The sequence below is a fragment of the Mycobacterium sp. genome, from assembly GCF_050701515.1.
Classification (GTDB): Bacteria; Actinomycetota; Actinomycetes; order Mycobacteriales; family Mycobacteriaceae; genus Mycobacterium.
In genome coordinates this window covers 1-25,843 of record NZ_JBOGDB010000028.1, presented here as the reverse complement: position 1 = coordinate 25,843, position 25,843 = coordinate 1, and the positions used below count along the sequence as shown (strand labels likewise).

Here is a 25,843-nt window from a genome sequence, read left to right as displayed (position 1 = left end):
AACTAGCCTTCGCCCTGCTTGACCTTCGCCATCGCCAGCACATCGAGGCGCTTGTCGAGTTCCTCCTCGGACAGCTTGTCGCCGATGAGGCCACGATCGATGACGGTCTGCCGAATCGTCTTGCGCTCCTTGAGCGCTTCCTTGGCTACCGCGGCGGCCTCCTCGTAGCCGATCGCCGAGTTCAGCGGCGTCACGATCGACGGCGACGACTCGGCCAACTCACGCAGGCGCTCCTCGTTGGCCACCAGACCGTCGACGCACCGCTCGGCCAGCAGTCGGGAGCCGTTCGTCAGAATCTTGAACGACTCGAGAATGTTGCGCGCCATCATCGGGATGTACACGTTGAGCTCGAATGCGCCGTTCCCGCCACCCCACACGATCGCGGCGTCGTTGCCAATCACCTGGGCGGCCACCTGCGTGACGGCTTCGGGGATCACCGGGTTGACCTTGCCCGGCATGATCGAGCTGCCCGGTTGCAGATCCGGTAGTTGGATCTCGGCCAGACCGGTCAACGGGCCGGAGCCCATCCAGCGGACGTCATTGGCGATCTTGGTCAATGACACCGCGATCGTGCGCAGTGCGCCGGACGCCTCGACCAACCCGTCACGGGCGGCTTGGGCCTCGAAAGAGTTGACTGCCGTGCGCAATTCGGCCAACCCGGTCTGCTGGACCAGCACCTCGACCACCTTCTCGCCGAACCCGTCGGGTGCGTTGAGCCCGGTGCCCACTGCGGTGCCGCCGATGGCCAGCTCGCCGAGGCGCGGCAGCGTGGCCTTCACCCGCTCGATGCCGGCCTCGACCTGGCGGGCGTAGCCGCTGAACTCCTGGCCCAGCGTCACCGGCACCGCATCCATCAAGTGGGTGCGACCGGACTTGACGACCGTGCGCCACTGCCGGGCCTTAGACGAGAGTGACTCGTGCAGCACCTCGAGTGCCGGAATCAGTTGGCGCACAGCGGCTTCCGTGGCCGCGATGTGGGTCGCGGTCGGAAACGTGTCATTGGACGACTGCGACATGTTCACGTCGTCATTGGGATGCACCGTGACGCCGTTTCGCGCGGCGATGCTGGCGATCACCTCGTTTGTGTTCATGTTCGAGCTGGTGCCCGAGCCGGTCTGGAACACGTCGATCGGAAACTGATCGTCGTGGCGGCCGTCGGCGATCTCGCCGGCCGCGGCCATGATCGCGTCGGCCTTCTCCGCTGCGAGCAGCCCCAGGTCCTTGTTCACCTGCGCGCACGCGCCCTTGAGCAGGCCGAGCGCCCGGATCTGGGCGCGCTCGAGCCCGCGTCCCGAAATCGGAAAGTTCTCCACCGCCCGCTGCGTCTGCGCGCGCCACAGCGCCGCGATCGGCACCCGGACCTCGCCCATGGTGTCGTGTTCGATGCGGTACTCGTCTCCGACGGCAGTCGGAGAAGGGGAGCCGGCGCTCATGTGGGTGTTCCCTCCCATGTCAGTTGGGTTTACGGCAGGGGGTAGATGGCGTTGCTGTCGCCGGTGAAGTCAATCGCGGAGTATTCGTTGAGCTTCGAGAGCCGGTGGTAGGCCTCGATCATTCGGACGGTCCCCGACTTCGAGCGCATCACAATCGACTGGGTGGTGCAGCCACCGCTGTAGAAGTGCACGCCCTTGAGTAGGTCGCCGTCGGTTACGCCGGTGGCGCAGAAAAAGACGTTGTCGCCGGACACCAGATCCTCGGTCACCAAGACCTGGTCGACGTCGTAACCGGCGTCGAGCGCCTTCTGGCGTTCCTCGTCGTCCTTGGGCGCCAGCTGGCCGTGGATCGCGCCGCCCATGCAGCGGATCGCGGCCGCGGCGATGATGCCCTCCGGGGTACCGCCGATGCCGGCCAGCATGTCGGTGCTGGTGTTTGGCCGGCAAGCCGAGATCGCGCCCGCCACGTCACCGTCGGAGATCAGCCGGCACCGGGCACCGGCGGCACGCACATCGTCGATCAGCTGCTTGTGGCGCGGCCGGTCCAGGATGCACACGGTCATATCCGATACCGACATGTTCTTGCCCTTGGCGACCCTGCGGATGTTCTCGCCGATCGGCGCGGTGATGTCGATCGCGTCGACGGCCTCCGGTCCGACCGCGATCTTGTTCATGTAGAACACCGCCGACGGGTCGAACATGGAACCGCGTTCCGAGACCGCCAAAACCGAGATCGCGTTCGCCAGGCCCTTGCTCATCAGCGTGGTGCCGTCGATCGGATCGACCGCGAAGTCGCAGTCCGGCCCGTCGCCGTTGCCGACCTCCTCGCCGTTGTAGAGCATCGGGGCGTTGTCCTTCTCGCCCTCGCCGATCACCACCACGCCGCGCATGGACACCGTGTTGACCAGTTCCCGCATGGCGTCGACCGCCGCGCCGTCGCCGCCCTCCTTGGCGCCGCGACCGACCCAGCGGCCCGCCGCCATCGCGCCGGCCTCGGTGACCCGCACCAGCTCCAGGGCCAGGTTGCGGTCCGGGGCTTCGCGTCTCGGTCGCGTCATGGCTGTGATTGTCCCATTACCGGATCGGTGTTTGAGAGCTGGGATACTGGCACTTGTGACGTCCCAGCCCCAGCCCGCCCCCAGACCCGCCAAGCCGCGGTTGTTGCAGGATGGCCGCGACATGTTCTGGTCGATCGCGCCGCTGGTCGCGGCGTGCATCATCCTGGCGGGCATCCTCGGAATGTGCTCGTTCGCACCTAGCGGCCCAGGTCCAGGCCCGGCGCCCTCCTACGACGCCCCCGGCGCATTGCAGGCCGACGCCGACGCACTGCGCATCCCGATCCGGGTGCCGGTGCTGCCCGAGGGTTGGCAGTCCAATTCCGGCAGTCGCGGCGGCATCGACGGCGGCCGCACCGAGCCGTCCGGGCCGGCGCACGCGGTGACGTCGACGGTCGGCTACCTCGCGCCGAGCGGGATGTATCTGGCCCTCGTGCAGAGCAACGCCGATGAGGACAAGCTGGTCGGCTCCGTCAACACCGACCTGGTCCCGACCGGGACGCAGGACGTGAACGGCGTGCGGTGGGTGGTTTACGAGGGCGGTGACGGAGTCGAACCGGTGTGGACGACCCGGCTGAACGGCCCTACCGGTCCGGCGCAACTTGCGATAACCGGTGCCGCCGGTACCGACGAGTACCGTACGCTGGCGGCGGCCACGCAGAGCCAGCCGCCGCTGCGCGCGAAATAGGACGGAGACGCCATGACCGCACCGGAAGCCGATCTGACCGGATGGACCGCCGCGCCGTTCACCGCTGCCGGCCTCACTCACGACGTCTACCGCAAGGGCCAGGGCCCCGGAGTGGTGTTGATCCCGGAAATGCCCGGCCTGCATCCCGGTGTGCTGGCGTTGGGTAATCACTTGGTGGACAACGGATTCACCGTCGCCGCCCCATCGCTTTTCGGCACTCCGGGAGCGCCGGCGGTGCGGCCGGGCGCGGTTCCCACAATGCTGCGTGGCTGCGTCGCAAGGGAATTCGCCGCGTTCGCGACGAACGCCGACCGGCCGGTGGCGCACTACTTGCGTGCGCTGGCCAGAGACCTGAACGAGAAGACGCCGGGCAAGGGCGTCGGGGTGATCGGTCAGTGCTTCACCGGCGGCTTCGCACTGGCGGCCGCGGTGGATGACAGCGTGCTCGCGCCCGTGCTCAGTCAGCCGTCGCTGCCCCTGGCGGTGACGCCGAAACAGCGCCGCGATCCCGGACTGTCCGAAGGGGAACTGCAAGTCATCGGGCAGCGCGCGGCCAACGATGGCCTGTGTGCGTTGGGCCTGCGGTTCAGTGACGATCCGTTGGTCCCGGCGCAGCGGTTCAAGACCCTCAAGGACCGGCTCGGGGACGCGTTCGAGGTCATCGAGATCAGTTCGAAGAAGGGCAACGAGCACGGGTTCGGCAAGATGGCGCACTCGGTGCTCACGCTCGAGGTGCGCGAGCAGGAAGCCCACCCCACCTACCAGGCGCGCAAGCGCGTCGTCGAATTTCTCACCGCGCGTCTGAGCGCGAATTAGACGGAGGCGAGGTTTCCTCTTGGTCCGCTGCGGGGGCGTCCGGCTCCGGCTCGGGGGCCTCGGGTTCGGCCCGTCTGGCCCTGCGAGTGAGCCACCGTAGTCGGCGCTTCTTCCGGGGTGAACTTTCGTCGTCGTCATGCCGTTCAAGCGGCACGCCCTTGTACACCGCCAGATAGACGCTGATCGTGGTAACGATGACGATCATCAGCACCGGGCCGATGATGATGCCGAACGCACCGAACATTCCGATTCCGGCGAACACCGAGAGCAGCATGAGCGCCGGGTCGAGGCGGGCCTCCCGTGGTACCAGTATCGGCCGCAGGAAGTTGTCGATATTCGTCACCACGATGATGTGGAACAAGATGACGAACACCCCGCCGAAAATGTTGCCGAACAGGATCATTCCGATGCCGAATGGAATCGTGATGATGCCGCTGCCGAGCGGAATGACGGAGAGTGCGCTCAAGAGTATTGCGAAGATGAAGAACCCGTCGTGGAAACCGGCGATGTAGATCGAGACCGCTCCCGCGACGCCCTGACAGACGGCGATGATGAACTGCCCTCTGACCGTGCCGCCCACCATCGCGCCCATCTTGGCGAGGTAGAGGTCGGTGACTTCTTCGCCGAGCGGGTTGAGCCGGCGAATCAGGGTCTGCACCGCGTCTTTGTTGGTCAGCAGCGAGATGAACACGTAGAGGAAGAGGATCGCCGCGGTTATCCCGCCGACAACGCCGCCCGCGGCGCCTTGCAGTAACTGCAGCAGCCACTGGCCGACATTCTGGGCGACGGTCGTCATCGCATTCCGGATCATCTCCGGAGTGACCGTCACGTCCGCGAACGGAACCCGTGCCAGCGCTTCGTTGACGAAGCGCAACGTCCTGTCGCCGAGCGCGGACAGGTCGGTCCGCTCGACCCAGCCGGCGACGCTCCTGACCATCTCGGTGATCTGGACGACGGCCAGCAACACGATCAGGCCGACGGGCACGATGACGCTTGCTATCGCGGCCAACAGGGTGAGGGTTGCCGAGGCGCCCTTGCTGAGTCGCTTGTTGAGCCGGTTGTACAGCGGGCCGAACAGGTAGGCGAACACGGCGGCGACCACGATCAGAATGAAGTAGCTCCGCAGGAAGTACGCGCCGAACAGGACGGCGATGACCGTCACGACGGCCAGCGCACGCTTCTGTGTCAGCGTGAACTCGGTCTTCATGGCGAATGCACCTGTTGGCTGGCTCGCTGGCTCTCGATGAAGCGAATCGACATGCGCTGCATCAGTCCAGGAGCCAGCCGTGCCATCAGCCACTGGGCGTGCGCGCGTCGCGGCTTAACCAGCACCGCCTTGTTGCGTTCGATGGCCCGCAGCGTGTCGCGTGCCAGTCGGTCCGGGTCGTACGCCGTCTTCACGCCCTGGCCCCGCAGAAAGTAGTCGCGGCCCACGAAACCGCCGACCGCGCCCTTGTCGAGAATCGGGGTCTCGACTGCCGACGGGCAGACCACCAGCACGCCCACCCCGCGAGCCGCGGCCTCGGACCGCAGCGCCAGCGACAGCCCGACGACGGCGTGCTTGGTCATCACGTAGCTGGTGATCTGTCCGGCCGCGGTCAGCCCGGCCATCGATGCGGTGTTGACGATGTGACCGTGGCCCTGCCGGACCATCAGCGGGTATGCCGCGGCGATGCCGTGAACGACACCGCGGATGTTGACGTCGATGATCGCGTTCCATTGGTCCAGCGTCAGCAGTTCGGTATCGCCGCCCCACACGATGCCGGCGTTGTTGAACATCAGGTCCAGCCTGCCGGTCCGGTCCACCACCTCGTCCACCACTGCCTGGACCGCGGCGGCGTCGGTGACATCGAGGCGGGCGGATCGGGCATTGGCGCCAAGACCGGCGGCCGTCCGCCCGGCTGCGTCGCCGTCGACATCGGTGCACACGACATCGGCCCCGGCACCGGCCAGCGCGCGACACAAGGCCGCGCCTATCCCCGAACCGGCGCCGGTGACAATGGCCTGCTTGCCAGCGAAACTCCTACTCCTCGGCTCTTCGCCCGAGAGGCTCATCGCTGCGCCTCGGCCAGTTTCATCACATGTCCCAGCACGTCGGGATAGCGTTTGACGAGGACTACGTGGAGAACACCGCGCTCGGCCGCGCCGGTGTCGACGAAGCCAGGTGACACGGCGTTGACGCCCTTCGGCCCCAGCTCCAGCGCCGCGACCTGGGTGAGCATCGACAGGCCGGCCTTGGCCGAGCAGTAGGCGCTCATCCCCACGGCCGGCTGCCGCCCGTTCAGCGAGCTGATCGAAACCAGGGATCCACCTTCGCGCAGGTTCTGCCCCGCGTGCTTGGCGACGATGAACGAGCCGGTGAGGCAGACGTCGAAGAGCCGTTGTACCGAGTCCTCATCGGTGACGTCGATGCCCGAGGCTCCGCCGATGACGACCGCGACCCGCTGCTCAGTCATACGCCTCCTGCCTGAAACGTGTTCAGCGCATCTTCGCCTATTCGCGAATTCTGCACCAGGGTCGTTCCGCCGCCGATTGCACAACCATGGCGCAGAACTCGGCGGTTCATCGTTTGACGCAGCGGAAGCCGATGTGGCTCATGCCGGTGTCGATCATCTGCGGCCGGCGGGCGGCGGGGCGGTAGCGCAGGCAATAGTTGTCCGCGCATAGGAACGAGCCACCCTTGATGACCTTGCGCGGCACCCGGAACTGCGGCTGCTGCGGGTCGTAGCTGCCGGCCTCGCAGCACGGGTCGCCTTCTCGCGAGTCGGCGTACCAGTCGGTGGTCCACTCCCACACGTTGCCCGCCATGTCGAACAGGCCGTAGCCGTTGGCCGGGAAGCCGCCGACCGGGGTGGTGCGGCCGTATCCCGGGTCCGGACGCCACGGGAAGTCGCCATGCCAGTAGTTGGCCAGCCGCTGCCCGGGCCGCTCGGGCTCGTCGCCCCAGGTGTAGGCCGCGGCATCGAGCCCGCCGCGCGCAGCGGCTTCCCATTCCGCCTCGGTCGGCAGCGCGAGACCCGCCCACTGCGCGTAGGACTCGGCGTCTTCATAGGCGACGTGCACCACCGGATGGTCGGCGCGGTTGGCGATCGACGAATGCGGCCCCACCGGCCGTCGCCACGACGCGCGCGGCGTCCAGGTCCACCACAGATTGAGGTGCCGCAGGTCCACCGGTCCCTGTGTGCGGGTGAACACCATCGAACCCGGCTGGAGATTCTCCGCGGGCGCGTCGGGATAATCGGCTGGGTTGAGCGGCCGCTCGGCAACCGTGACATAGCCTGTGGCATCGACGAATTCGGCGAACTCGGCATTGGTCACCTGACCTGCGCGCATCCAGAAGCCGTCAACGTTCACCTCGCCGGCGGGAGCTTCTTCGGGGTAGTGGCGATCGGAGCCCAGAACGGTGGCCTGCGCGGAGATCCAGACGAGCCCCTCATTCACTGAAGACGGTGTTCCAGTCGTTCTTCATGCTGACGACCGACCAGCCGTACTGCTTGGCGTGGTCCAAAGCCCGTTCCGCGCCTGCGGTGTAAGCGAACTCGCGCGTGTCATCGTCGTGCAGAACCAGCAGCCGCAGCGACGCTTCGCCTGGCAGGCCCGAGTACATCAGCATCTCGTCATCTCCGTTGGAGTTGCCCGCCGCCAGGATCGGCCGCCGGCCGATGCGGCTCCAAATTCGGACCGGCTTTTCAGGCCCGTCGTCGAAGACATCCAGCGCGGGCTCTATCAGTAGATCGCCAATGCCGTCCTTGCCCTCGAAGCGCAGGTCCTGCGAGCTGCCGACCACTCGTTCGGGCGGAATCCCGTAGATCGTGCTGGTGACCGGACGCATGAAATCACGTCCGCCGCCGGAGACGATGTAGCAGGTGAAACCATTGGCCTCTAGGTAGCGCAGCAATTCGACCATCGGGGGGTAGATACACGCGTGATATGGACGGTCGAGCGTGGGATGCTTGGCCTCGGCGAAGAAGGCGTTCACCAGTGCCGCGTGGTCTTCGACGTTCATCGACTCGTGTAACGACATCACCGCTCCGGCAAGCACTTTAAGATCGGAGTCGTCGCCCTGATAGTGCTTGGTGATCGCACCGCCGAACCAGTTCAGGTCACCCATCGACGCCGCCTTGTACGGCTGCTGCTCGGTCAACGCCGAATCGGCCGCCGCCTTCTCGGCAAGCCGGCGGACGATGAAGTCGAGCTGAATGTACATCGGCTTCTCGCACCACAGCGTGCCATCGTTGTCGAACACCGCGATACGTGCTTCGGGCGCAACGTAATCCGGGCCGCCGTCGGTGGTGACTCGACCCACGAAGTGGACAATCGCCGACTTCGTGGGCCCGTCAACCCATGACGCGAGTTCGGCCATGCTCAGCCGCCCCTAGCCGCCAGGAATTTGTCGAGCTCTTCGACCGCATGATTGATGGTGAACGTCGCAGGTTCCTGACGTGGCGGGAACTCCTTGAAGGTTTCGAGGAACTGGTTCACGACCGCCGAGCCGTAGAACATGAGGAAGATGCGGTCAATCATCCAATCCCAGTAGGTGTTCGACGTGATGTCTGCGCGCTCGTACGGGTCGGTCCGGAGGTTGAACAGCTTCGGCGCACGCAACGGAGTGAAAGGCTCGAACCACACCTGCAGCGTGCCGGGACAGCGTTGCTCCATGAAAACGACCTTCCAGTTCTCCGCCCGGATACCCAGCACGTCGCAGTCGTCGGAGAAGTAGATCATCCCGCGCCGAGGGCTCTTCTCGACTTCGCCGGTCAGGTAAGGCAACAGGTTGTACCCGTCGATGTGGACCTTGTACTTCATGTCACCGGCCTTGTGGCCCTTCTTGAGCTTTTCGACAATGTCCGGTTCGCCCGCGGCGGTCAGGAACGTCGGCAGCCAATCGTGGTGCTGGACGATCTCGTTGGACACGCTGCGCGGCTTGATCTTTCCGGGCCAGCGGATCATCTCGGGAATCCGGAAAGCGCCTTCCCAGTTGGTGGCCTTCTCGCTACGGAACGGGGTGGTGGCGCCGTCCGGCCAACTGTTGGCGTGCGGGCCGTTGTCGGTGCTGTAGATGACGATGGTGTCCTCGGCGATGCCGAGTTCGTCCACCAGATCGAGCAACTGTCCGACATGGCGATCGTGGTCGATCATCGTGTCGTGGTACGGCGACTGCCAGCGGCCGGCCTGCCCCCGGCTTTCCGGCTTGGTGTGAGTCCGGAAGTGCATGTGGGTCATGTTCATCCAGACGAAGAACGGAGTGCCTGCCTCGTGCTGACGCTTGATGAAGTCGATGCAGGCGCCGGTGGTCTCATCGTCGATGGTCTCCATCCGCTTCTTGGTGAGCGGTCCGGTGTCCTCAATGCGTTGATTGCCAACCGGGCCGTACCGGTCGTCGACCTCGCCGCTGTCCTTATCGGTGGCCCACGAATGGATGACCCCGCGCGGCAGTAGCGCTTTGCGCATCAGCGGCGCCTCTTGCTCGGTCGGATAGTCCTCGTGTTCGGGCTCCTCCTCGGCGTTGAGGTGGTACAGGTTGCCGAAGAATTCGTCGAACCCGTGCGCGGTCGGCAGGTAGTTGTTCAGATCGCCGAGGTGGTTCTTGCCGAACTGGCCGGTCGCGTACCCGAGCGGCTTGAGCAACTCGGCGATGGTCGGATCCTCTTTCTGCAGGCCGACGTCCATGCCCGGCATCCCGACCTTGCTCATGCCGGTGCGGTACACGCTCTGGCCGGTGATGAACGACGACCGACCCGCCGTGCAGCTCTGCTCACCATACGAATCGGTGAAAAGCATTCCCTCATCGGCGATCCGGTCGATGTTGGGTGTGAAGTAGCCCATCATCCCCCGGCCGTAACAACTCAGGTTCGAAATTCCGATGTCATCTCCCCAGATGACGAGGATGTTCGGCTGTGAATTCGGCATTTGATCAATCCTTCGCTAGGAATTCGTGCAGCTTCTCAACGACCTGATCGACGCTGAAGCTCGCCGGCGCGTGCCGCGGCGGGAAATCTTTGAACGTCTCGAGGAATTTCGTCGCCATCGCGGTGGCGTAGAACAGGAAGAAGTCGTTGCGCATCAGCCATTCGTAGTAGGTGTTCGAGGTGATGTCGGCGTATTCGTACGGATCGGTGCGGAGATTGAACAGCTTCGGCAAGCGCAGCGGCGTGAACGGTTCGGCCCACAACTGCAGGGTGCCCGGGCAGCGCTGCTCCTGGAAGACGATCTTCCAATTCTCGAATCGCATGGCTACCAGGTCGCCGTCGTCAGAGAAGTAGAAGAAGCCGCGTCGCGGGCTTTCCTCGACCTCGCCGGTCAGATACGGCAGCAGGTTGAAGCCGTCGATGTGGACCTTGTACTTGGTTTTTCCGTCGGCCCCGGCCTTGTGTCCCTTTTTGAGCTTCTCGCTGATGTCGGGGTCGCCGGCGGCGGCCAGCAGGGTGGGCAACCAGTCGTGGTGCTGAATGATCTCGTTGGACACCGTGCCGGCCTTGATTTTGCCGGGCCAGCGGATCAGTTCGGGAATGCGGAAGGCGCCCTCCCAGTTGGTGTTCTTCTCGCTGCGGAACGGCGTGGTGCCGCCGTCGGGCCAGCTGTTGCGGTGCGGGCCGTTGTCGGTGGAGTAGATGACGATGGTGTCCTCGGCGATGCCGAGTTCGTCGAGCACGTCGAGCACTGTGCCCACGTTGCGATCGTGGTCGATCATCGTGTCGTGGTAGGGCGACTGCCATAGCCCGGCCTGACCCCGGCTCTCTGGCTTGGTGTGCGTGTAGAGGTGCATGTGGGTGAAGTTGCACCAGACAAAGAACGGGTTGCCCTCGGCATGCTGACGCTTGATGTAGTCGACGGTGGCATCGGCGATGTCGTCGTCGATGGTTTCCATGCGGCTGGCGGTCAGTGGCCCGGTGTCCTCGATGGTCTGCTTTCCGACCGGCCCGTACTTGGGGTCGTCGGGTTCGGTGGACGCCTCATCGGTGGCCTTGCACTTGAGCACTCCACGGGGCTTGGCGAACTTGTACAGTCGCGGGTAGCGGTCTTCGTGCGGGTAGTTGAAGTTCTCCGGCTCCTCCTCGGCGTTCAGGTGATACAGGTTGCCGAAGAACTCGTCGAACCCGTGCACGGTTGGCAGGTACTTGTTCAAGTCGCCGAAGTGGTTCTTGCCGAACTGGCCGGTGGCGTAGCCCAGCGGCTTGAGCAATTCGGCAATGGTCGGATCCTCGGCGGCCCAACCGATGTCCACGCCCGGCACGCCGACTTTGCTCATGCCGGTCCGGTACACGCTTTGCCCGCTGATGAATGCCGCGCGCCCTGCGGTACAGCTTTGCTCACCGTAGGAATCGGTGAACCGCATGCCCTCGGCGGCGATCCGGTCGATATTCGGGGTGCGATACCCCATCAGGCCGTCGCTATAACAGCTGAGATTGCTGATCCCGATGTCGTCGCCCCAGATCACCAAGATGTTCGGTTTGCCGTCAGGCATGTGACGCCCCTTTGCTTGAGCCCCGACCGAATCAACTGTGCGCCTTGACCTTATTGCGACGACAACTCCTACAATGCGGCTTCAGCAGGCTGCCACCAAATATTTACGGAACCGTTGACGTTTGTGTCGACTGCTATCGTTACGCCAGTCGTGGGTTCGTCGCGTGTCCAGCTCGCTGGTTGCCGTCTGCGATCGCTCTGCTAGCCGACGGGAGCACCACCAATGGTGCAGATCACTTCCCAATTCTCGAGCACCGCCCGGTTGGCATTATGCAGCCGATCGCCCCTTCCGGGCGCCGTTGACGGTGCGTGGTGGCCCAAGAGTGCCGATCTACGAGCCGAGCTGCCGGACCTGGTTGCCGTTATTGGCCTGTCGATCGGCCGAGTCCATCGGGTGGTCTACGACCCGAGCCTGTGGCCGAACGCACCGTCGCGGGTAATTCGGGGCACCGCGGTGACCGCCGTTGATCCCTACGCGTTGGTTGCCCGCGACACGATCTACTTGATGGGTACGCATTCACGCGATGCGGTGCTCTACGTCGTGCCCCCGGCGATCCCACACGCGGCCGTTCATCGCGTTCTACGCGCGGTGTCCAGTGCGACACAATCAATGAGCGTCGCCGTGCTGCGGCAGCTGGTGGACCGTTTCGCAGAAGCCGAACGGTCGCCTACTTCGTAATGCCGGCTGAGACGAAGCCGTCCATTCCCTGGTGCTCAGCCCGGACGGGGCGCACTCTATTAGAGGGAAGGTGACGGCCATGTACGACAAGATTCTGGACAATGTTTGGCATGTCGACATCGGGTTCGACGAGGACGAAACGCACACCCATGCGACGGTCCGCGTCCAGCTCGGTGACGGCGAGACCATGACGACGATTGGCGATGCGTTCCGCAATCCCAAGGACGTCAGCCAGCCGATGATCGGCGAAGAGATCGCGGCGGCCCGCGCGCTGATCGCGTTGGGCACGGACCTGCTGCACCGCGCGGGGGCGCGGATCGAGGCGGTCACCCGCCACCCGGTCCATCTGACCAGCTGACGTGGCCCTGGCCGTCTGCCTGCTGTTCGACCGGCGATCGGAGCGGGCGGTCCGCGCACTGTGGGAACGGCTCGAGCAGGCCGGCGTGCCGAGCCTGCATTCACACACCCATGGCAAGCATGTGCCGCACGTGTCCTATGCGGTGCTGCGGAGCTGGGACCAGACGGCGGTGACCGCCGCGCTGGGCGATCTCGACGGTGGCGCCCCGGTGGAGCTGCAGTTTGACGGGATTGGGTTGTTCCGCCGCGGCCGGACCTGGCTGGTCTCCGGGGTGAGCGCGGAATTCGTGGCACGCCAGCAACGGGTCGTCGATGCCGTCACCGCGACCGGCGCCGAGCTGCACAAGCACTACGTGCCCGGCAGCTGGCTGCCGCACTGCTCGCTGGCGCCGCGAGCGACCTTGGCGCAGCTGCCCGTGGCGGCGGGCGCCGTGCTCGACGTGCTGCCACTACGCGCGACGCTGGATCGTGCCGCGCTGGTCAACAGCGCGACCGGGAAAATCAGCCCGCTGGATGGGCTGCCGTGACGGCCTTGACCGGCGGCGCGCCGTGCGCCTGTGCCTTCATCTCGTTGAAGAGCTCGACGTAATAAGGCAGGCAGTCGCGCATCGCCTCTTCGGTCGTGAACAGCGGCCGATAGCCGAGATCGCGCTCCGCCTTGGCGATCGAGAAGTAATTGTCCAGATACAGCCGTTCGACGGCGAGGGGCTCGATCGGCGGCTTGGGCAGACCGAAGCGGAAGTGCAGCCGCTGCCACACGGTCATCACCCAGCGCACGAAGGCGCCCGAAACGCGGAACCGCGGCCAGCGCTGCCCGCACGCCTCGACCACCGGTCGGGAGAACTCGAACATATTGATCGGCTCGCCGTCGTTGATGAAGTACGCCTGACCCGGTGCGGTCCCGCCGGCCACCAGATGCTGGCCGGCCAGGATGAAGCCGTGAATCAGGTTGTGCACGTATGAGTTGTCCAGCTTGGCGTGCTTGCTGCCGACCAGAACCTTGACGTGGCCGGCGAGCACGCTGTCGAACAGCTTGCGGAACATCGTCTGGTCGCCGCGACCCCAGATGCCGCTGGGCCGGATGGAGCAGGTCAGCATGCCGCCAACACCGTTCTGCGACAACACGAATCGCTCGGCGTGCACCTTCGTCTCGGTGTAGAGGTCGTTGAATCGCTCGGTGTAGGGCAGGGTTTCGTCTCCGCCGGAAATCCGCTTGCCGCCCATCACCACACTGTTGGACGCGGTGTAGACGAACCGCTTCACCCCTGCTGCCTGCCCGGCTTGCACCAGGTTCTCGGTGCCGCCGACGTTGACCGCGAAGCTGCGCCGGCGGTACTCGTCGGTGACCGACGCGCCGCCCATTAGCTCGATGATCGCCGCGGTGTGGAAGACGGTGTCGATGCCGTCGACGGCGGCCGCCACGGTGTCCTTGTCGCAGATGTCGCCTTCGACGACCTCCAGGCCCGGATGGTCCGGCAGCGGGGAGGGCGCGCGGTCGAAGGAGCGCACCTGGTGGCCCCGCTCGAGCAGTTCGGACACCAGGTTGGCCCCGACGAAGCCGGAGCCGCCGGTGACCAGGACACGGCCAAGTTCAGTGGTCAGCGATGCATCAGCCATGCGGCGAGCATAACTGAAACGTGTTTCAGTTTCGACCCCCTAATTCAGAATTGCTTCCACTGTCAAGTTTCCTCGTCGCCTCCTGCGGCCAGTGCGTCCTCGATGCGCTTCCGGGCCCCAGCTAAGTGTTGCTCACAGCGTTTTGCTAGCTCTTCGCCTCTTTCCCATAGTTTCAGCGATGCATCGAGATCCAGCCCGCCCTGCTCGAGCTGACGCACGACCTCGATCAGTTCATCGCGCGCTTCTTCGTACCCCAACTCACTAATAGGCTTCATTGACCACCCTCGCTGACCGCCGTGACGGCTCCGTCGGACACCCGCACCCGCAACCGAGTCCCCGGTGGCGCGTCGTCCACCGTTCGCAGCACCGCACCGTCCGGCATGGCCTGCACGACCGCGTACCCGCGGGCCAGGGTGGCGGCCGGTCCCAGCGTGGTGAGCCGGGCGGCCAGGTGGCCGACCCGGTCGGTTTCCGCGGTCACCAGCCGGGTGATGTCGCGGCGGGCGGAGGACAGGCTCCGGTGAATCTCCTCGGATCGGGCGGTCAGCGCGGCCAGCGGCTGGGCCAGCACCGGCCGGCTGCGCAGCTGGCTCACGATGTGCTCCTCGCGATGTACCCAATTGCGCAGCGCCCGTGCACTGCGGTGGCGCAGGTCGAGAAGCAGCGCTTGTTCGGCGGCCGTGTCGGGGACGATGCGTTTGGCGGCGTCGGTTGGGGTGGCCGCCCGCAAGTCTGCGACCAGATCGCAGAGCGGGTTGTCCGGCTCGTGCCCGACGGCGCTGACCACCGGCGTGGTGCAGGCCGAAATGGCCCGGCACAGCGTCTCGTCGGAGAACGGCAGCAGGTCCTCGACGCTGCCGCCGCCGCGAGCGACGACGATGACGTCGACGGCAGGGTCACCGTCGAGTTCGCGGAGCGCCTCGACGATCTGGGGGACAGCGTTGGGCCCCTGGACCACGGTGTTGCGGACGGCGAAGCGGACGGCCGGCCAGCGTCCCGTCGCGACCGTCATGACGTCACGCTCTGCGGCGCTGGCCCGTCCGGTGATGAGCCCGATGGTGCTGGGCAGGAACGGAATTGGTCGCTTCAGTCGGACGTCGAACAGGCCTTCGGCGTCCAGCAGCCGGCGCAGCCGCTCGATGCGGGCGAGCAGTTCGCCGACCCCGACCGCGCGAATCTCGCTGACCCGCAACCAGAATGAGCCACGCCCGGTGTGGAAATAGGGCTTGCCACACACCACCACCTGGGTACCTTCGGACAGCCGCACCGGCGCATTGCGCACCAGTTCTCGGTGGCAGGTGAGCGACAGCGACATGTCGGCGGCCGGGTCGCGCAGCACCATGAAGACGGTCTTGGAATCCTGCCGAACCTTCAGCTCGGTCAACTGGCCCTCGACCCACACCACGCCAAGGCGATCGATCCACTTCGCCACCCTGGTGGCAACGGCACGGACCGGCCACGGATTTTCCGGGGACTGGCCTTGCGCGGGTTCGGTCACTTGGCGGACGCGCGGGTGATCCTGTTGGCCAGCAGCGTCTGGAATGGCGCACGTGATTTGGTGGCGCCCTCGTAGGCCAGCAGCTCTTCCAGGTCGCCGACGCGCAGCGACGGCAGCCGGGCGCGCAGCTGGGCCAGGGTCAACGTCTCGTAGTCCAGCCGCGCGACGACGTCGGGTGGGTCGGCCGTCTCGGTGGAATCGTCGGGGTCCGCCGCCGCGTCGGGCTCCCCGGTGGTGAACAACGCGAAGCGGCCTTCGGTGCGGCGTTCGCCGTCGGGGCTCGCCGGCTCGGGCGTCTCGTCCTCGACGTCCTCGTCGAAGGTCGCCCACTCCGGCTGTTCCTCCTTGGGCGGGAACAGCTGCTCGAGCGTCTCGTCGCCCTTGATGACCAGATCGGCCACGTCCTGCTGCATCTTCATCACGAAGTGCGCGACCTGGCTGGCGACGGTCATCGGGTACGTGAGGATGGTCTGCGGAAGCTTTCTGGTTTCCTCGATGGCGGTGACCGCCGCACCTACCAGCAGACGGACCCCATAGGGTGCAGTAGCCATGGGCACCAGCCTACGGCTGGTGTGACGAACTGGATCAAGTTGGCTCCTGCTTGGCGGCGGTCGCACCGTCGAGAGTTGGGCGGTTGGGAGTTGGAACGGAACGCTTGGTGCGTTTCGCGAATGGACCCCCTAGCGGTCTACGCGATAGGAGACGATCTATCCGCGCTGAGACGATCCTGATCACGCGCTCGCTGGGCCAGCCGCGGGTCAAACCATCATCCACGTTGGCGACGACGAGCAGGACAGTAGTGGTACCTCCGGGAAGTACTGCTCGCTGATGGCATCGGAATAGGCGATACGAACCTTGTCGGTTCGATCTCGGCTGACAGTGTGAGCGACCAGACGGTCTCCGAGCCAGATATCCAGCTCGTTACTCATTCGACCTTTCCCCTGGGACGGACGGCAAGTTCGAGGTCGAGTGCGATTAAGGCGTCGAAGAGCTGCTCGATCGCGCGTGTCTGGTGGCCGCTCTCAAGCAACGCGACCGCGTAGCGGTTCATTCGCGCGCGTTCTGCGAGCTCTGACTGTGTCCACCCCGCGCGCGCCCGTGCCGACCTGATCGCATGGCCAAGCGCCTCGGGCGATCGGACCGGCGTCTCAGCACCAGCGGATGTTGCCATATGCTCACATTAGACATGTCGGCGCCTGATGCAAATGTTTACTCACATCGGTTCAATCGATGCTCGATGTGAGCGTATGTCAACACAGACGTGCCTGACCCAGACGGAGTCGTATCGACTCCTCGACGGACGATCGACCCCGCAGCCACGTACCCTAGGAACCATGCCGTCGACGATCAACATGGGGATTCCGGGTGCCTCCAGCTCGGTCGCCGGCGGTGTGACCGGCAAGCGGGTGCTGCTGGCCGAGCCGCGGGGGTACTGCGCCGGCGTCGACCGTGCGGTGGAAACTGTCGAGCGTGCGCTGGAGAAGCACGGCGCGCCGGTGTATGTCCGGCACGAGATCGTGCACAACCGGCACGTGGTGGACACGCTGGCCAAGGCTGGCGCGGTGTTCGTCGACGAGACCGACGAGGTCCCCGAGGGCGCCATCGTGGTGTTCTCCGCGCATGGTGTGGCACCGACGGTGCACACCTCGGCGGCGGAGCGAAAGTTGCAGGTCATCGACGCGACCTGCCCGCTGGTCACGAAGGTGCACAACGAGGCGAAGCGGTTCGCCCGCGACGATTACGACATTCTGCTGATCGGCCACGAGGGCCACGAAGAGGTCGTCGGCACCGCCGGCGAGGCGCCCGATCACGTACAGCTGGTGGACGGCCCGAATGCCGTTGACGACGTCACCGTCCGCGACGAGAACAAGGTGATCTGGCTGTCGCAGACCACGCTGTCGGTCGACGAGACGATGGAGACGGTGCAGCGGCTGCGCGAACGCTTCCCCAAGCTGCAGGATCCGCCGAGTGACGACATCTGTTACGCCACCCAGAACCGCCAGGTCGCGGTCAAGGCGATGGCACGCGAATGCCAGCTGGTGATCGTGGTGGGTTCCCGCAACTCTTCGAACTCCGTGCGGCTGGTCGAGGTGGCGCTGAATGCCGGCTCCGAGGCCGCTCACCTAGTCGACTACGCCGGCGACATCGAACCGGCCTGGCTGGAGGGTGTGACCACCGTCGGTGTCACGTCCGGCGCCTCGGTCCCCGAGGTGCTGGTGCGTGGCGTGCTGGAGCGGCTGGCCGAATACGGCTATGACGTGGTGCAGCCGGTGACGACGGCCAACGAGACGTTGGTGTTCGCGTTACCCCGGGAGATCCGCCCGGCGCGCGCGTAGCGGCCTACGCGTCGTACTCCCAGGCTTCGGCCTGCCGTGAGGCACGCGGCCGGGTGCGGTATTCCGGGCGACGATCGCTGTCGTCGCCGCCGCGATAGCGCACCCGAGACACCGGGTGGTGGGTTCCGTTGTTGGATCCGCTCTCGCCGTGCGGTTCGAACGGCTCAAAGCCGTCGAATCGGCTGCGCCGTTCGGGTCGCTGGTAGGGCGACCGGCGATCACTCGGCGGCGGTTGCTGACGAGATTCCCGGGTAGATGGCGTACGGGGTCGCCGGTGCGGCTCGGCCGGCGGTGGCGGCTCGGCCTGACGGACACGGGGCCGACGGGGACGTTCGGCCACCGGATCGATGATCTCGGTCTCCGGCGGGCGGGTGTGCCGCGAGCGTGATGGCTCTGTGCGCCTGATCGGCCGGCCGCCGCGGGTTCGCGCGGTGCCTGCGGCCGGCGGTTTGGCCGCCTTGGTGGGACGGTCGATGGAGTGTTGTCTGCGACGCGGCGCGGGTGCCTCATCGACGGCGTCGTCCTCGGACTCCCGCGTCAGCATGGACGCGATCTTGGATGTGACCGACGAGCGCCGGCCGTCATCGGCCTGCTCGCTGCCCTGCGCCACGCCACGACGGGTCGTCATGCCGTGATACCAGCGGCCCATCCCGATCAGCAGCACGGCGGCCGAGGTGAAGAACATCAGCGGAAAGCGCTCGATCAGCGGGTAGCCGCAATTGATCAGCAGATCCCTGAGTCCGGTGATGGCGGCGCCGTGGAACAGGTAGTACGCGCCCGGCACGCAGACGAAGAGGATCAGCGGCGGCTGGATGACGGCGGCGAAGACTCCGGATTGCCGCACCGCCAGCACGGCGGCGATGCAGCCGAGAACATATGCGCCCGAGAAGACGGCGGTCAGTTCCTTGGCGCCGGAGCCGGCGTCGAAGGCGAAGCCAATGGCGCTGGCGGTGACCGCGATCAGCACGGCACCCCACGACGGCACACCCGGAATGTGGGGGACTACGGAGCGGTGATCGGCCGCCACTGCCGGCCTCGCGCGCTGTCCTGACACATGTAGACCGTACCGGCTCTGGCTTGAAGTGGCTGCCAGCGCGCGCTGGCGTGCCCGTCACAGTCTCCTAGACTCTGGACCCTGTGAGCTTGAACCTGGGAATCGTCGGTTTGCCGAATGTCGGCAAGTCGACGCTGTTCAACGCGCTGACGCGTCACAACGTGCCGGCGGCCAATTACCCATTCGCGACGATCGAGCCGAATGAGGGTGTGGTTCCGTTGCCGGACTCGCGGTTGGCCGAGCTCGCGAAAATGTTTGACTCCGAAAAAATCGTGCACGCGCCGGTGACGTTCATCGACATCGCCGGGATAGTCAAGGGCGCGTCGGAAGGGGCCGGCCTGGGCAACAAGTTCCTGGCCAACATCCGCGAAAGCGATGCGATCTGCCAGGTGGTGCGGGTGTTCACCGACGACGACGTGGCCCATGTCGACGGTCGGATCGATCCCAAGTCCGACATCGAAGTGATCGAGACCGAGCTCATCCTGGCCGACCTGCAGACGCTGGAGCGGGCGATGCCGCGACTGGAGAAGGAGGCGCGCACCCATAAGGATCGCCGGCCTGCTTACCAGGCCGCCGTCGCGGCGCAGGAGATTCTCGATGGCGGCAAGACGCTGTTCGCGGCCGGTGAGGCTGTCGACCCCGCAGTGCTGCGCGAGCTGAGTCTGCTGACGACCAAGCCGTTTTTGTACGTCTTCAACGCCGACGAGGCGGTGCTCACCGACGCCGAGTGGGTGACGGCGCTGCGCGAGATGGTGGCACCGGCTGACGCGGTGTTCCTCGACGCGAAGATCGAGTCGGAGCTGGCCGAGCTCGACGACGAGTCGGCCGCCGAGCTGCTGGAGTCAATCGGCCAGACCGAGCGCGGACTCGACGCGCTGGCCCGCGCCGGTTTCCACACATTGCGCCTGCAGACGTTTCTGACCGCGGGGCCCAAAGAGTCGCGGGCCTGGACGATTCACCAGGGCGACACCGCGCCCACGGCGGCCGGGGTCATCCACACCGACTTCGAGAAGGGCTTCATCAAGGCCGAGATCGTGTCCTACGACGAGCTGATCGCCGCGGGGTCGATGGCCGCCGCCAAAGCCGCGGGCAAGGTCCGCATCGAGGGCAAGGACTATGTGATGGCCGACGGCGATGTGGTCGAGTTCCGGTTCCAAGCAACGTCTGGGCAGAGGTAGTCGCGACCGATGGTGGGAAGTACATTGACGCTGTGAGTGAGGATTGGCGCATTGATCGGGTCGATGAGATTCGGTCGTTGATCAAGCAAGCCGAACCCGACGTTGTTGAGGAGATTAAGTGGCGTAAGCCATCGAACCCTGACGGCGTGCCGGCGTTCTCGTTGGACGGCCTGATCTGCACGCTGGAAACCTACAAGGGCAAGGTCAAGGTGAATTTCGCCAAGGGCTCGTCCGTGAGCGACCCGGATAACCTGTTCAACGCGAGCCTCGAGGCCCCCGTCGGGCGTGCCATTGATCTGCGCGAAGACGATGAGTTGGACGCGGGCGCGTTCAAGGCGGTGATTCAAGAGGCGGTCAGGGTCAACCGCAGTTAGTGCGTTGAACAGACCCAGGGCGGCGTCGGCTGCCGGTCGTCACCGGGACCACATGTGACGTACGGCATCGGGGCGAGTTCCGGTTCAACGTGTAAGGCGGGTCCCACTTATGAGGCAGAATCGCGGAGGTGACGCCGCCGCAACGCCCCGGGCAGCCTGGATGGCGCGGTAGGGGGAAGCCGCCCGAGCCTCCGACGCGACGGCTCCCACGTCCTGGACGCCCGGAACCACCGACCGAACACATCCGCGGGCGGTATCGGCCCCCGGATGCAACGCGGACCGAGCACATCCGCGCCCCGCAGTCGCCCGCCGATGCAGCGCCGACCGAGCGGATCCGGCGGCATCAGCCGCCACCTCCACAGCCACCGCCACCGCCTCCAGCGTTTCCCGGCGGCCGGCAGCCCGCTGTCGAGAAGCCGCGCGGCTCGCGCTTCCTTAACCGGCAGTCGATTGTCCTGATCGCGATCATCATCGTCGCGGTGCTGGCCGGCGGTTTGGCCGGCGCCGAGCTCTATGCGCGGTCCCGGGCGGACAGCATTCTGGTGGAGGTTGCCGAATGCGTCGTGCAAGACGGTGCCACTATCTCGTTCGGTGTGAACCCGCCGTTCTTGTGGCAGCACATCACCGGTCACTACACGAACATCTCGGTCGCCACCGCGGGTGACAACGTTCAGGCCGCCAAGGGGATGACGGCCGAGGTGGCCCTCGCGGACGTGCGGTTGCAGGATTCCGCCGACTCCAAGGGCACCATCGGATCGCTGAACGTAACACTCAGCTGGAAGGCCGACGGCATCAAGGACACCGTGGTCGAAAACCTTCCCGCTGTAGGGGTCACGGGTGTTAGCACGAAACCTGGCTTGAGCGCCATCGTCCTGGAAGCCGGCGACAACAGCGTCACGGCGAAGCCCGTTGTCACCGACGGAGACCTCAATCTGGAGGTTCTCGACGTCACCGGCCCGCTGCCCAAGGACACGGTGCAGACAGCGCTCAACGACCTCACTAAGAAACTGAACGACAACTATCCGCTCGGTATCCATGCCGATAGCGTCGAAGTGACGGAGACCGGAGTCGTCGGCAAGTTTTCCAGCCAGAACGCGTCGATCCCTAAAGAGGACGCCAGTCCCTGTTTCGCGCGCCTTTAACAAAGGTCGGCGAAACAGGGATCCCGCTAGCGTGGCTTGAGGCGGAAGAGGGGGATCTGGCGCCCGATCGGTTCGGTCTTGGCCCGGTAGTCGCCGTAACCGGCGTAGACGTGCTCGGCGAGCCCGTATAGGCGTGTGTACTCGTCGGGATCGGTGACCTCAGTCGCCACAAAACTCTCGCCGCCGAATTCGCATTCCGGGTGCCCCTTGAGGTTGTGATACCACTGCGGGTGTTTCGGTCCGCCGTAGTTGGAGGCCATCAGGATCGGGTCGCGCCCATCGTGAAAGTAGGTGAGCTGCACCTCGCGTGGCTGACCAGACTTGGCACCCGTGCTGATCAATGGGGCTGTGGCAGCCGCGCCAAGGATCCATGGATAGCGCCCGCCGGTTGCGCGGTACAACCACCCGTCGATGCGCGGGGAGACATGTCGCGCAATGAACTGTCCCGCGCGAGAGCGGCCGAAGCGCTCCAGCGTCCTATACACGCGCCCACGCTTCTTGTGCGGATCCACGTAATGCAGCGGCATGGGCGGACCATACCGCGGCGTATGCGCTAGGCACCCATTGTGCGCTGAGCGACGCCGTGGCGGCGTGTCCCGTCGCTGATTGCACGGTCGCGAGCCCCGAGCCGCCCCGCGTACCGTTCAAATCGGCAGCAGGAGGCCGTGATGATCTTCATCGTCGTGAAGTTCGAGACGAATGCCGATTGGACGGAACGCTGGCCCAGCCTGGTCGAGCGGTTCACCAACGCCACCAGGGCCGAGCCCGGCAATCTGTGGTTCGACTGGTCCCGAAGTCTGGAGAACCCGGCGGTATACGTACTGGTCGAGGCGTTCCGAGACGCCGACGCCGGCGCCGCGCACGTCAACAGCGAGCACTTCAAACAGGCACAGAAAGACTTGCCCAAGGCGCTGGCGTCCACGCCCAAGGTCATCAGCGAGACGGTCGAGGCGACCGGCTGGTCGGATCTGGCCGAGATGAAGGTCGATTAATCGAGTACTACGGCGATCTCGTCGCCCAATTCGTATCCAGCGGTCAACGGCAGCGATTCGCCGCTCCAAAACCGGCCGGGGTCGAACCAGCTCGAATGCTTGTCGGTGGTTAGCAGTCCCATCTCCTCGTAGGTGACGGCGACCGTCTCGGCGCAGTACGCGGTCTCCAGGCCCACCTTGCGCTGATCGGCCCTCCTCCGTTGCGCTGACTCGCGAACCTTCTTGTCCACGAGCGGGATTCCCTTCGTCCAGTCACTCGCGGTGGGAACGCGGCCCCGGAACCAACGACCCGTCAGGCGCGCCGTGCTGGGGAACGGTGTGCCGTCCATCCGTGCAATGACGCGCAGCAGCTGGTCTTCCTGCTCGCGGCTGGCGTACGGAGTCAGCTGACGCAACCAGCAGCGCTGGCTGTAGTTGATGATCCAGCGCTCGACGGCGGCTCGCGCGTCGTTGAGCTGAACACCGCGTTGGTTGCTCCCGGTCCACATGTCGGGCAGCTTGTCGCCGAGTTCGGCGTGCCACATCAACGGCGGCAGGTCGTCGATGGCAACGGTCATGCCGACGTGGTTGACCGGGGCATTCGTCATGGCCTGGATCGTGCGGTCTGGCCGGGAGACGCCGCGGAACAGCCAGATATCCCCAGTTCGCGTCTCGTTCAGGGCCTGCTCGAGGGTGACCGTGTTCGCGTCCACCAGCGCAGCTTAGGCACACTTTGTCCATGCGCAGTATTTGGAAATGGATTGGGCTGGCCAGCGTCGCCGGTGTCGTCGCGGGTGGCGTGCTGGTCGCACGCGATCAACGTCGACGTAATTCATACACGCCCGACGACATCCGGGCCCGCCTGCACCAGCGGCTGGCCGAGTCCGGCGAGGCGAAAACGGGAAAATAGCGGTGGGTTAGCGGAACGGGTAAGTGGCCTTCTCACCGACCCAGGCGATCCCCCCAAGAATGCCAATCGCGATGCCGCCGACGGTGTCCCAGAACCCGGATTCGGGCGCGGGTGCTGGCTGTGGTTGCTCCCCGTCCTCGGGCAGGTGCACCTTCATCGTCGTTTCATCGGGGAACCTGATGTCGATCGTCGTTCCTTCGAAGGAGGAGGAGGAGCTTGTTTCCCGGATGCTGATCCGTGTCCCGTCCTCGAGCAGGCGCTCCGTACCCGGATATGAGCTCGGCGGTGCGGGCACGCCGTTCTGGGTCAGGTACTCGTAGAGCGTCCTGATCTCGGCCGAAGTCGGAAGTTCCCGCACATGCGGTTGCTTGCCTGGCGGAAGTGGATCGACGACATCGTGAACGTCTTCGGCATTGCGCACACCCAATGCTTCGTTGGGCGGAGTCTCCCTGAGGCCGCCAAGTTCTGGTCCGAACGAAAGGCTCTGAATCTCGCTGGACGATGGCCCGATGCGCTGCGCCACATCACGATCGGTCGCGGCGAGATGCGTGGCCCGCGTCCAGATGTCTCGCGCCAGGGATTGGGCCTGCGCGCGCCGGGCGGGGGACTTTCCGTCGTCCAAAAAAGTGACGGTGAGGTCGTCGAGCACTTCGAAACCCGCTGCGCGGGTCGCACTCACCGCGGACAGCACCCGCTGCTGTGCGGCGCCGAGTTGTACGGCCCCGGAGCGCCCGGCCCGAACGACTGGCGGGCAACCTGGACGAACCCGTCTTCCCACCGTGTCGCCGCGTCCGTCCACCGTTGAGCGGCGGCGGTGAGGTGGTTTATGTCCCGCGCCTGAACCTCGGACAGCCGCGGCAGGCCGCCGGACACCGCGTGCACCGCTACCCCGCCGCCGCAGTCAGGGTGGTGATCGCATCCCTCGACGCACGTTCGGTCGTCGCGAATGCGGTCCCGCCGGCGGCCATTGCGGATGCGGTCGAGCGCAGTCGGGCGGCCGTCGTGCGGACGGCGGCGTTTGTGGCGGCGTGCACTACGTTGACGGCCGCCGTGGTGGCCTGTGCGCTCAATACCGGGACGTTCGGCGGGCGGGCCGCCGTGAATGTGGCCGCAACGCCATCAATTTGGCCCGCCGCGGCGCGCAGGGCCGCAGGGTCCACGCCAATCACCGCCATTGACCAAACCTAACGCCGCTCAGGTGGGTCGGCATGCGGCAATTTGGTGCCGGCGGCAGGGGTGGCCGCTCTGTCAAATAGGCGACGAAGACCACGTCATGGTCGGTGTAGCGTCGTTGGTATGTCGTGGGCTAGGGACGAGGTGCTATTTCGGGCGCAGTTTGGCCTTTTCGGCTTGGGGGCGGTACACGACCGGGTATTCCGGGAGCAGCCTGACGGGTCGCCGGAGGCGGTGCAGCAGGTGACATTTGACCTCGTGCGCTCGCTGGTGGACGACGGCCTTGCTGTCATCGGTGACCGGACACGGCAGGGTTTCGTGGCGTGGACCATTCCCGTCGCCGACGGGCTTGAGCGCATCCGCGCGGGGTTCGCCGCGCATGTCGCAGACCAGAACGTCGATGCTTTCGATTCACCCTGGCTCCGGCTGACGGAGGCGGGTCGGCGAGCGGCACAGGCGATACCGGTCGACAACGGTGAGGAATCATCGGATAGTGCTGTTAGGCAATGGAATTGGCCGTTTGCAGATGCGGCCCGGGAAGTGCTGCTTTACGGCACCATCGATTGGATAGAGCTCGGACAGATCCACTGGCGTGTGAAGGAAGTCAGCCCGGGCGAACCGGCCGCGGTGTTGCAGCAGCGGACTCTTGAGCTGATCGCCGACCTGATTGGAGGCGGGCTTGCCGGGATAGGCTCGATCGGCAGCGGGGGGCGCGGGTTCATGCCATGGGAGGGCTCGCTGGAGGAGAAACTGAGCCGTATCCGGTCGGTCTACGTCGACGGGTACGACAACACCGACGTGTGGTACTGGTACTGCGTACTGGAATTGACCAGGAAGGGTGAGCTGTTCGCGCGGGCGATCGAAGCCCAGGCGCAGCCGCGGTAACTAAACGACCGTGTACAACCGGTGCTTGCCGGTGAAGCCCTTGAGCTCGACGTCGCGGCCGTCGTCGAAGGCGATACCGTTGTCGCCGCTGACGGAGTCGCGCACGGGCTCGCTGACCAGTGTCTGACCGCCGTCGGCCTGCGCCGCAACCCGCGCCGCCATCGCGACATTTCTGCCGAAGAGGTCATCGCCGCGCCGCACCGACTTGCCCAC

Annotated in this window: 32 protein-coding genes; 12 read left to right on the top strand and 20 right to left on the bottom strand. The window is 65.6% G+C overall.

The genetic code is table 11. The annotated features are described in order from the left end of the window. Window positions 1–2 precede the first annotated feature (2 nt). Complete coding sequence (locus ACRDU5_RS02375) at window positions 3–1,433, bottom strand: class II fumarate hydratase (RefSeq protein WP_526612613.1); 1,431 nt, start codon at window positions 1,431–1,433, stop codon at window positions 3–5. Between the two features lie 29 nt (window positions 1,434–1,462). Then, complete coding sequence (gene glpX, locus ACRDU5_RS02370) at window positions 1,463–2,491, bottom strand: class II fructose-bisphosphatase (protein ID WP_526612612.1); 1,029 nt, start codon at window positions 2,489–2,491, stop codon at window positions 1,463–1,465. 55 nt (window positions 2,492–2,546) lie between these two features. On the opposite strand from glpX, the gene ACRDU5_RS02365 reads away from it, so the two are divergent. Together ACRDU5_RS02365 and ACRDU5_RS02360 are read left to right on the top strand one after the other, a co-directional pair. Continuing rightward, window positions 2,547–3,176: a DUF4245 family protein gene (locus ACRDU5_RS02365; RefSeq protein WP_526612611.1), complete on the top strand. Its 630-nt coding sequence runs from the start codon at window positions 2,547–2,549 to the stop codon at window positions 3,174–3,176. A 12-nt stretch (window positions 3,177–3,188) separates the two neighbouring features. After that, window positions 3,189–3,992: a dienelactone hydrolase family protein gene (locus ACRDU5_RS02360; RefSeq protein WP_526612610.1), complete on the top strand. Its 804-nt coding sequence runs from the start codon at window positions 3,189–3,191 to the stop codon at window positions 3,990–3,992. On the opposite strand, the gene ACRDU5_RS02355 is transcribed toward ACRDU5_RS02360, so the two are convergent. The 7 genes from ACRDU5_RS02355 to ACRDU5_RS02325 all read right to left on the bottom strand — a co-directional run bounded on the left by ACRDU5_RS02355 (window position 3,967) and on the right by ACRDU5_RS02325 (window position 11,457). Further along, the gene (locus ACRDU5_RS02355) at window positions 3,967–5,199 is read right to left on the bottom strand and encodes an AI-2E family transporter (RefSeq protein WP_526612609.1); all 1,233 of its coding nucleotides are present in this window, start codon (window positions 5,197–5,199) and stop codon (window positions 3,967–3,969) included. The genes ACRDU5_RS02360 and ACRDU5_RS02355 overlap by 26 nt on opposite strands. Then, window positions 5,196–6,047, bottom strand: coding sequence for an SDR family NAD(P)-dependent oxidoreductase (locus ACRDU5_RS02350; protein WP_526612608.1), 852 nt, complete (start codon window positions 6,045–6,047; stop codon window positions 5,196–5,198). Before ACRDU5_RS02350 ends, ACRDU5_RS02355 begins: the two co-directional genes overlap by 4 nt. Beyond that, window positions 6,044–6,448, bottom strand: coding sequence for an SDR family NAD(P)-dependent oxidoreductase (locus ACRDU5_RS02345; RefSeq protein ID WP_526612607.1), 405 nt, complete (start codon window positions 6,446–6,448; stop codon window positions 6,044–6,046). Before ACRDU5_RS02345 ends, ACRDU5_RS02350 begins: the two co-directional genes overlap by 4 nt. Window positions 6,449–6,554: 106 nt before the next feature. Further along, window positions 6,555–7,433: a formylglycine-generating enzyme family protein gene (locus ACRDU5_RS02340; protein ID WP_526612606.1), complete on the bottom strand. Its 879-nt coding sequence runs from the start codon at window positions 7,431–7,433 to the stop codon at window positions 6,555–6,557. Beyond that, complete coding sequence (locus ACRDU5_RS02335) at window positions 7,426–8,355, bottom strand: HAD family hydrolase (RefSeq protein WP_526612605.1); 930 nt, start codon at window positions 8,353–8,355, stop codon at window positions 7,426–7,428. Before ACRDU5_RS02335 ends, ACRDU5_RS02340 begins: the two co-directional genes overlap by 8 nt. Window positions 8,356–8,357: 2 nt before the next feature. Continuing rightward, the gene (locus ACRDU5_RS02330) at window positions 8,358–9,902 is read right to left on the bottom strand and encodes an arylsulfatase (RefSeq protein WP_526612604.1); all 1,545 of its coding nucleotides are present in this window, start codon (window positions 9,900–9,902) and stop codon (window positions 8,358–8,360) included. A gap of 4 nt (window positions 9,903–9,906) precedes the next feature. Then, a complete protein-coding gene (locus ACRDU5_RS02325) occupies window positions 9,907–11,457 on the bottom strand; it encodes an arylsulfatase (RefSeq protein ID WP_526612603.1) in 1,551 nt (516 codons plus the stop codon). Window positions 11,458–11,679: 222 nt separating this feature from the next. On the opposite strand from ACRDU5_RS02325, the gene ACRDU5_RS02320 reads away from it, so the two are divergent. The 3 genes from ACRDU5_RS02320 (at window position 11,680) to ACRDU5_RS02310 (ending at window position 13,019) form a co-directional block, all read left to right on the top strand. Then, window positions 11,680–12,135, top strand: a complete 456-nt coding sequence (locus ACRDU5_RS02320; protein WP_526612602.1) for a DUF5994 family protein — start codon at window positions 11,680–11,682, stop codon at window positions 12,133–12,135. 79 nt (window positions 12,136–12,214) lie between these two features. Then, entirely contained in the window at window positions 12,215–12,493 is a 279-nt protein-coding gene (locus ACRDU5_RS02315) for a dsRBD fold-containing protein (RefSeq protein ID WP_526612601.1), read from the top strand. Window position 12,494: 1 nt separating this feature from the next. Beyond that, window positions 12,495–13,019: a 2'-5' RNA ligase family protein gene (locus tag ACRDU5_RS02310; RefSeq protein WP_526612600.1), complete on the top strand. Its 525-nt coding sequence runs from the start codon at window positions 12,495–12,497 to the stop codon at window positions 13,017–13,019. On the opposite strand, the gene ACRDU5_RS02305 is transcribed toward ACRDU5_RS02310, so the two are convergent. From ACRDU5_RS02305 to ACRDU5_RS02285, 5 genes are all read right to left on the bottom strand, one after another. Beyond that, the gene (locus ACRDU5_RS02305) at window positions 12,994–14,109 is read right to left on the bottom strand and encodes a 3-beta-hydroxysteroid dehydrogenase (RefSeq protein ID WP_526612599.1); all 1,116 of its coding nucleotides are present in this window, start codon (window positions 14,107–14,109) and stop codon (window positions 12,994–12,996) included. The two genes, ACRDU5_RS02310 and ACRDU5_RS02305, sit on opposite strands and share 26 nt — an antisense overlap. Before the next feature lie 62 nt (window positions 14,110–14,171). Next, entirely contained in the window at window positions 14,172–14,384 is a 213-nt protein-coding gene (locus ACRDU5_RS02300) for an exodeoxyribonuclease VII small subunit (protein WP_526612598.1), read from the bottom strand. After that, a complete protein-coding gene (xseA, locus tag ACRDU5_RS02295) occupies window positions 14,381–15,607 on the bottom strand; it encodes an exodeoxyribonuclease VII large subunit (protein WP_526612597.1) in 1,227 nt (408 codons plus the stop codon). The genes ACRDU5_RS02300 and xseA overlap by 4 nt, the downstream gene beginning before the upstream one ends. Continuing rightward, complete coding sequence (locus tag ACRDU5_RS02290) at window positions 15,604–16,158, bottom strand: lipid droplet-associated protein (RefSeq protein WP_526612596.1); 555 nt, start codon at window positions 16,156–16,158, stop codon at window positions 15,604–15,606. Before ACRDU5_RS02290 ends, xseA begins: the two co-directional genes overlap by 4 nt. 374 nt (window positions 16,159–16,532) lie before the next feature. Next, entirely contained in the window at window positions 16,533–16,778 is a 246-nt protein-coding gene (locus tag ACRDU5_RS02285; RefSeq protein ID WP_526612595.1) for a helix-turn-helix transcriptional regulator, read from the bottom strand. A gap of 163 nt (window positions 16,779–16,941) precedes the next feature. Between ACRDU5_RS02285 and ACRDU5_RS02280 the strand changes: the two genes are divergently transcribed. After that, window positions 16,942–17,943: a 4-hydroxy-3-methylbut-2-enyl diphosphate reductase gene (locus tag ACRDU5_RS02280; RefSeq protein ID WP_526612594.1), complete on the top strand. Its 1,002-nt coding sequence runs from the start codon at window positions 16,942–16,944 to the stop codon at window positions 17,941–17,943. A 4-nt stretch (window positions 17,944–17,947) separates the two neighbouring features. Here the strand turns inward: ACRDU5_RS02280 and ACRDU5_RS02275 are convergent, their stop codons facing one another. Further along, complete coding sequence (locus tag ACRDU5_RS02275) at window positions 17,948–18,997, bottom strand: DUF6542 domain-containing protein (protein ID WP_526612593.1); 1,050 nt, start codon at window positions 18,995–18,997, stop codon at window positions 17,948–17,950. 83 nt (window positions 18,998–19,080) lie between these two features. On the opposite strand from ACRDU5_RS02275, the gene ychF reads away from it, so the two are divergent. From ychF to ACRDU5_RS02260, 3 genes are all read left to right on the top strand, one after another. Then, window positions 19,081–20,175: a redox-regulated ATPase YchF gene (gene ychF, locus ACRDU5_RS02270; protein WP_526612592.1), complete on the top strand. Its 1,095-nt coding sequence runs from the start codon at window positions 19,081–19,083 to the stop codon at window positions 20,173–20,175. 32 nt (window positions 20,176–20,207) lie between these two features. After that, window positions 20,208–20,549: a DUF1801 domain-containing protein gene (locus ACRDU5_RS02265; RefSeq protein ID WP_526612591.1), complete on the top strand. Its 342-nt coding sequence runs from the start codon at window positions 20,208–20,210 to the stop codon at window positions 20,547–20,549. 479 nt (window positions 20,550–21,028) lie between these two features. Then, complete coding sequence (locus tag ACRDU5_RS02260; RefSeq protein ID WP_526612590.1) at window positions 21,029–21,691, top strand: LmeA family phospholipid-binding protein; 663 nt, start codon at window positions 21,029–21,031, stop codon at window positions 21,689–21,691. Window positions 21,692–21,717: 26 nt separating this feature from the next. Here the strand turns inward: ACRDU5_RS02260 and ACRDU5_RS02255 are convergent, their stop codons facing one another. Continuing rightward, window positions 21,718–22,218, bottom strand: coding sequence for a nitroreductase/quinone reductase family protein (locus ACRDU5_RS02255; RefSeq protein WP_526612589.1), 501 nt, complete (start codon window positions 22,216–22,218; stop codon window positions 21,718–21,720). Between the two features lie 141 nt (window positions 22,219–22,359). Here ACRDU5_RS02255 and ACRDU5_RS02250 point away from each other — a divergent pair, with 141 nt between their 5' ends. Further along, the gene (locus tag ACRDU5_RS02250; RefSeq protein WP_526612588.1) at window positions 22,360–22,683 is read left to right on the top strand and encodes a putative quinol monooxygenase; all 324 of its coding nucleotides are present in this window, start codon (window positions 22,360–22,362) and stop codon (window positions 22,681–22,683) included. On the opposite strand, the gene ACRDU5_RS02245 is transcribed toward ACRDU5_RS02250, so the two are convergent. Beyond that, window positions 22,680–23,375: a guanylate cyclase gene (locus ACRDU5_RS02245; protein ID WP_526612587.1), complete on the bottom strand. Its 696-nt coding sequence runs from the start codon at window positions 23,373–23,375 to the stop codon at window positions 22,680–22,682. The genes ACRDU5_RS02250 and ACRDU5_RS02245 overlap by 4 nt on opposite strands. A 26-nt stretch (window positions 23,376–23,401) precedes the next feature. Here ACRDU5_RS02245 and ACRDU5_RS02240 point away from each other — a divergent pair, with 26 nt between their 5' ends. Next, a complete protein-coding gene (locus ACRDU5_RS02240) occupies window positions 23,402–23,572 on the top strand; it encodes a hypothetical protein (protein ID WP_526612586.1) in 171 nt (56 codons plus the stop codon). Window positions 23,573–23,579: 7 nt separating this feature from the next. On the opposite strand, the gene ACRDU5_RS02235 is transcribed toward ACRDU5_RS02240, so the two are convergent. Together ACRDU5_RS02235 and ACRDU5_RS02230 are read right to left on the bottom strand one after the other, a co-directional pair. After that, complete coding sequence (locus ACRDU5_RS02235) at window positions 23,580–24,221, bottom strand: hypothetical protein (protein WP_526612585.1); 642 nt, start codon at window positions 24,219–24,221, stop codon at window positions 23,580–23,582. A gap of 235 nt (window positions 24,222–24,456) precedes the next feature. After that, on the bottom strand, window positions 24,457–24,747 hold the full coding sequence (locus ACRDU5_RS02230; RefSeq protein WP_526612584.1) for a hypothetical protein: 291 nt from the start codon (window positions 24,745–24,747) through the stop codon (window positions 24,457–24,459). Between the two features lie 121 nt (window positions 24,748–24,868). Here ACRDU5_RS02230 and ACRDU5_RS02225 point away from each other — a divergent pair, with 121 nt between their 5' ends. Then, window positions 24,869–25,630: a hypothetical protein gene (locus ACRDU5_RS02225; RefSeq protein ID WP_526612583.1), complete on the top strand. Its 762-nt coding sequence runs from the start codon at window positions 24,869–24,871 to the stop codon at window positions 25,628–25,630. Here ACRDU5_RS02225 and ACRDU5_RS02220 read toward each other — a convergent pair. After that, window positions 25,631–25,843 (bottom strand): adenylate/guanylate cyclase domain-containing protein (locus ACRDU5_RS02220; protein ID WP_526612582.1); only part of this gene is annotated, 213 nt, incomplete at its 5' end.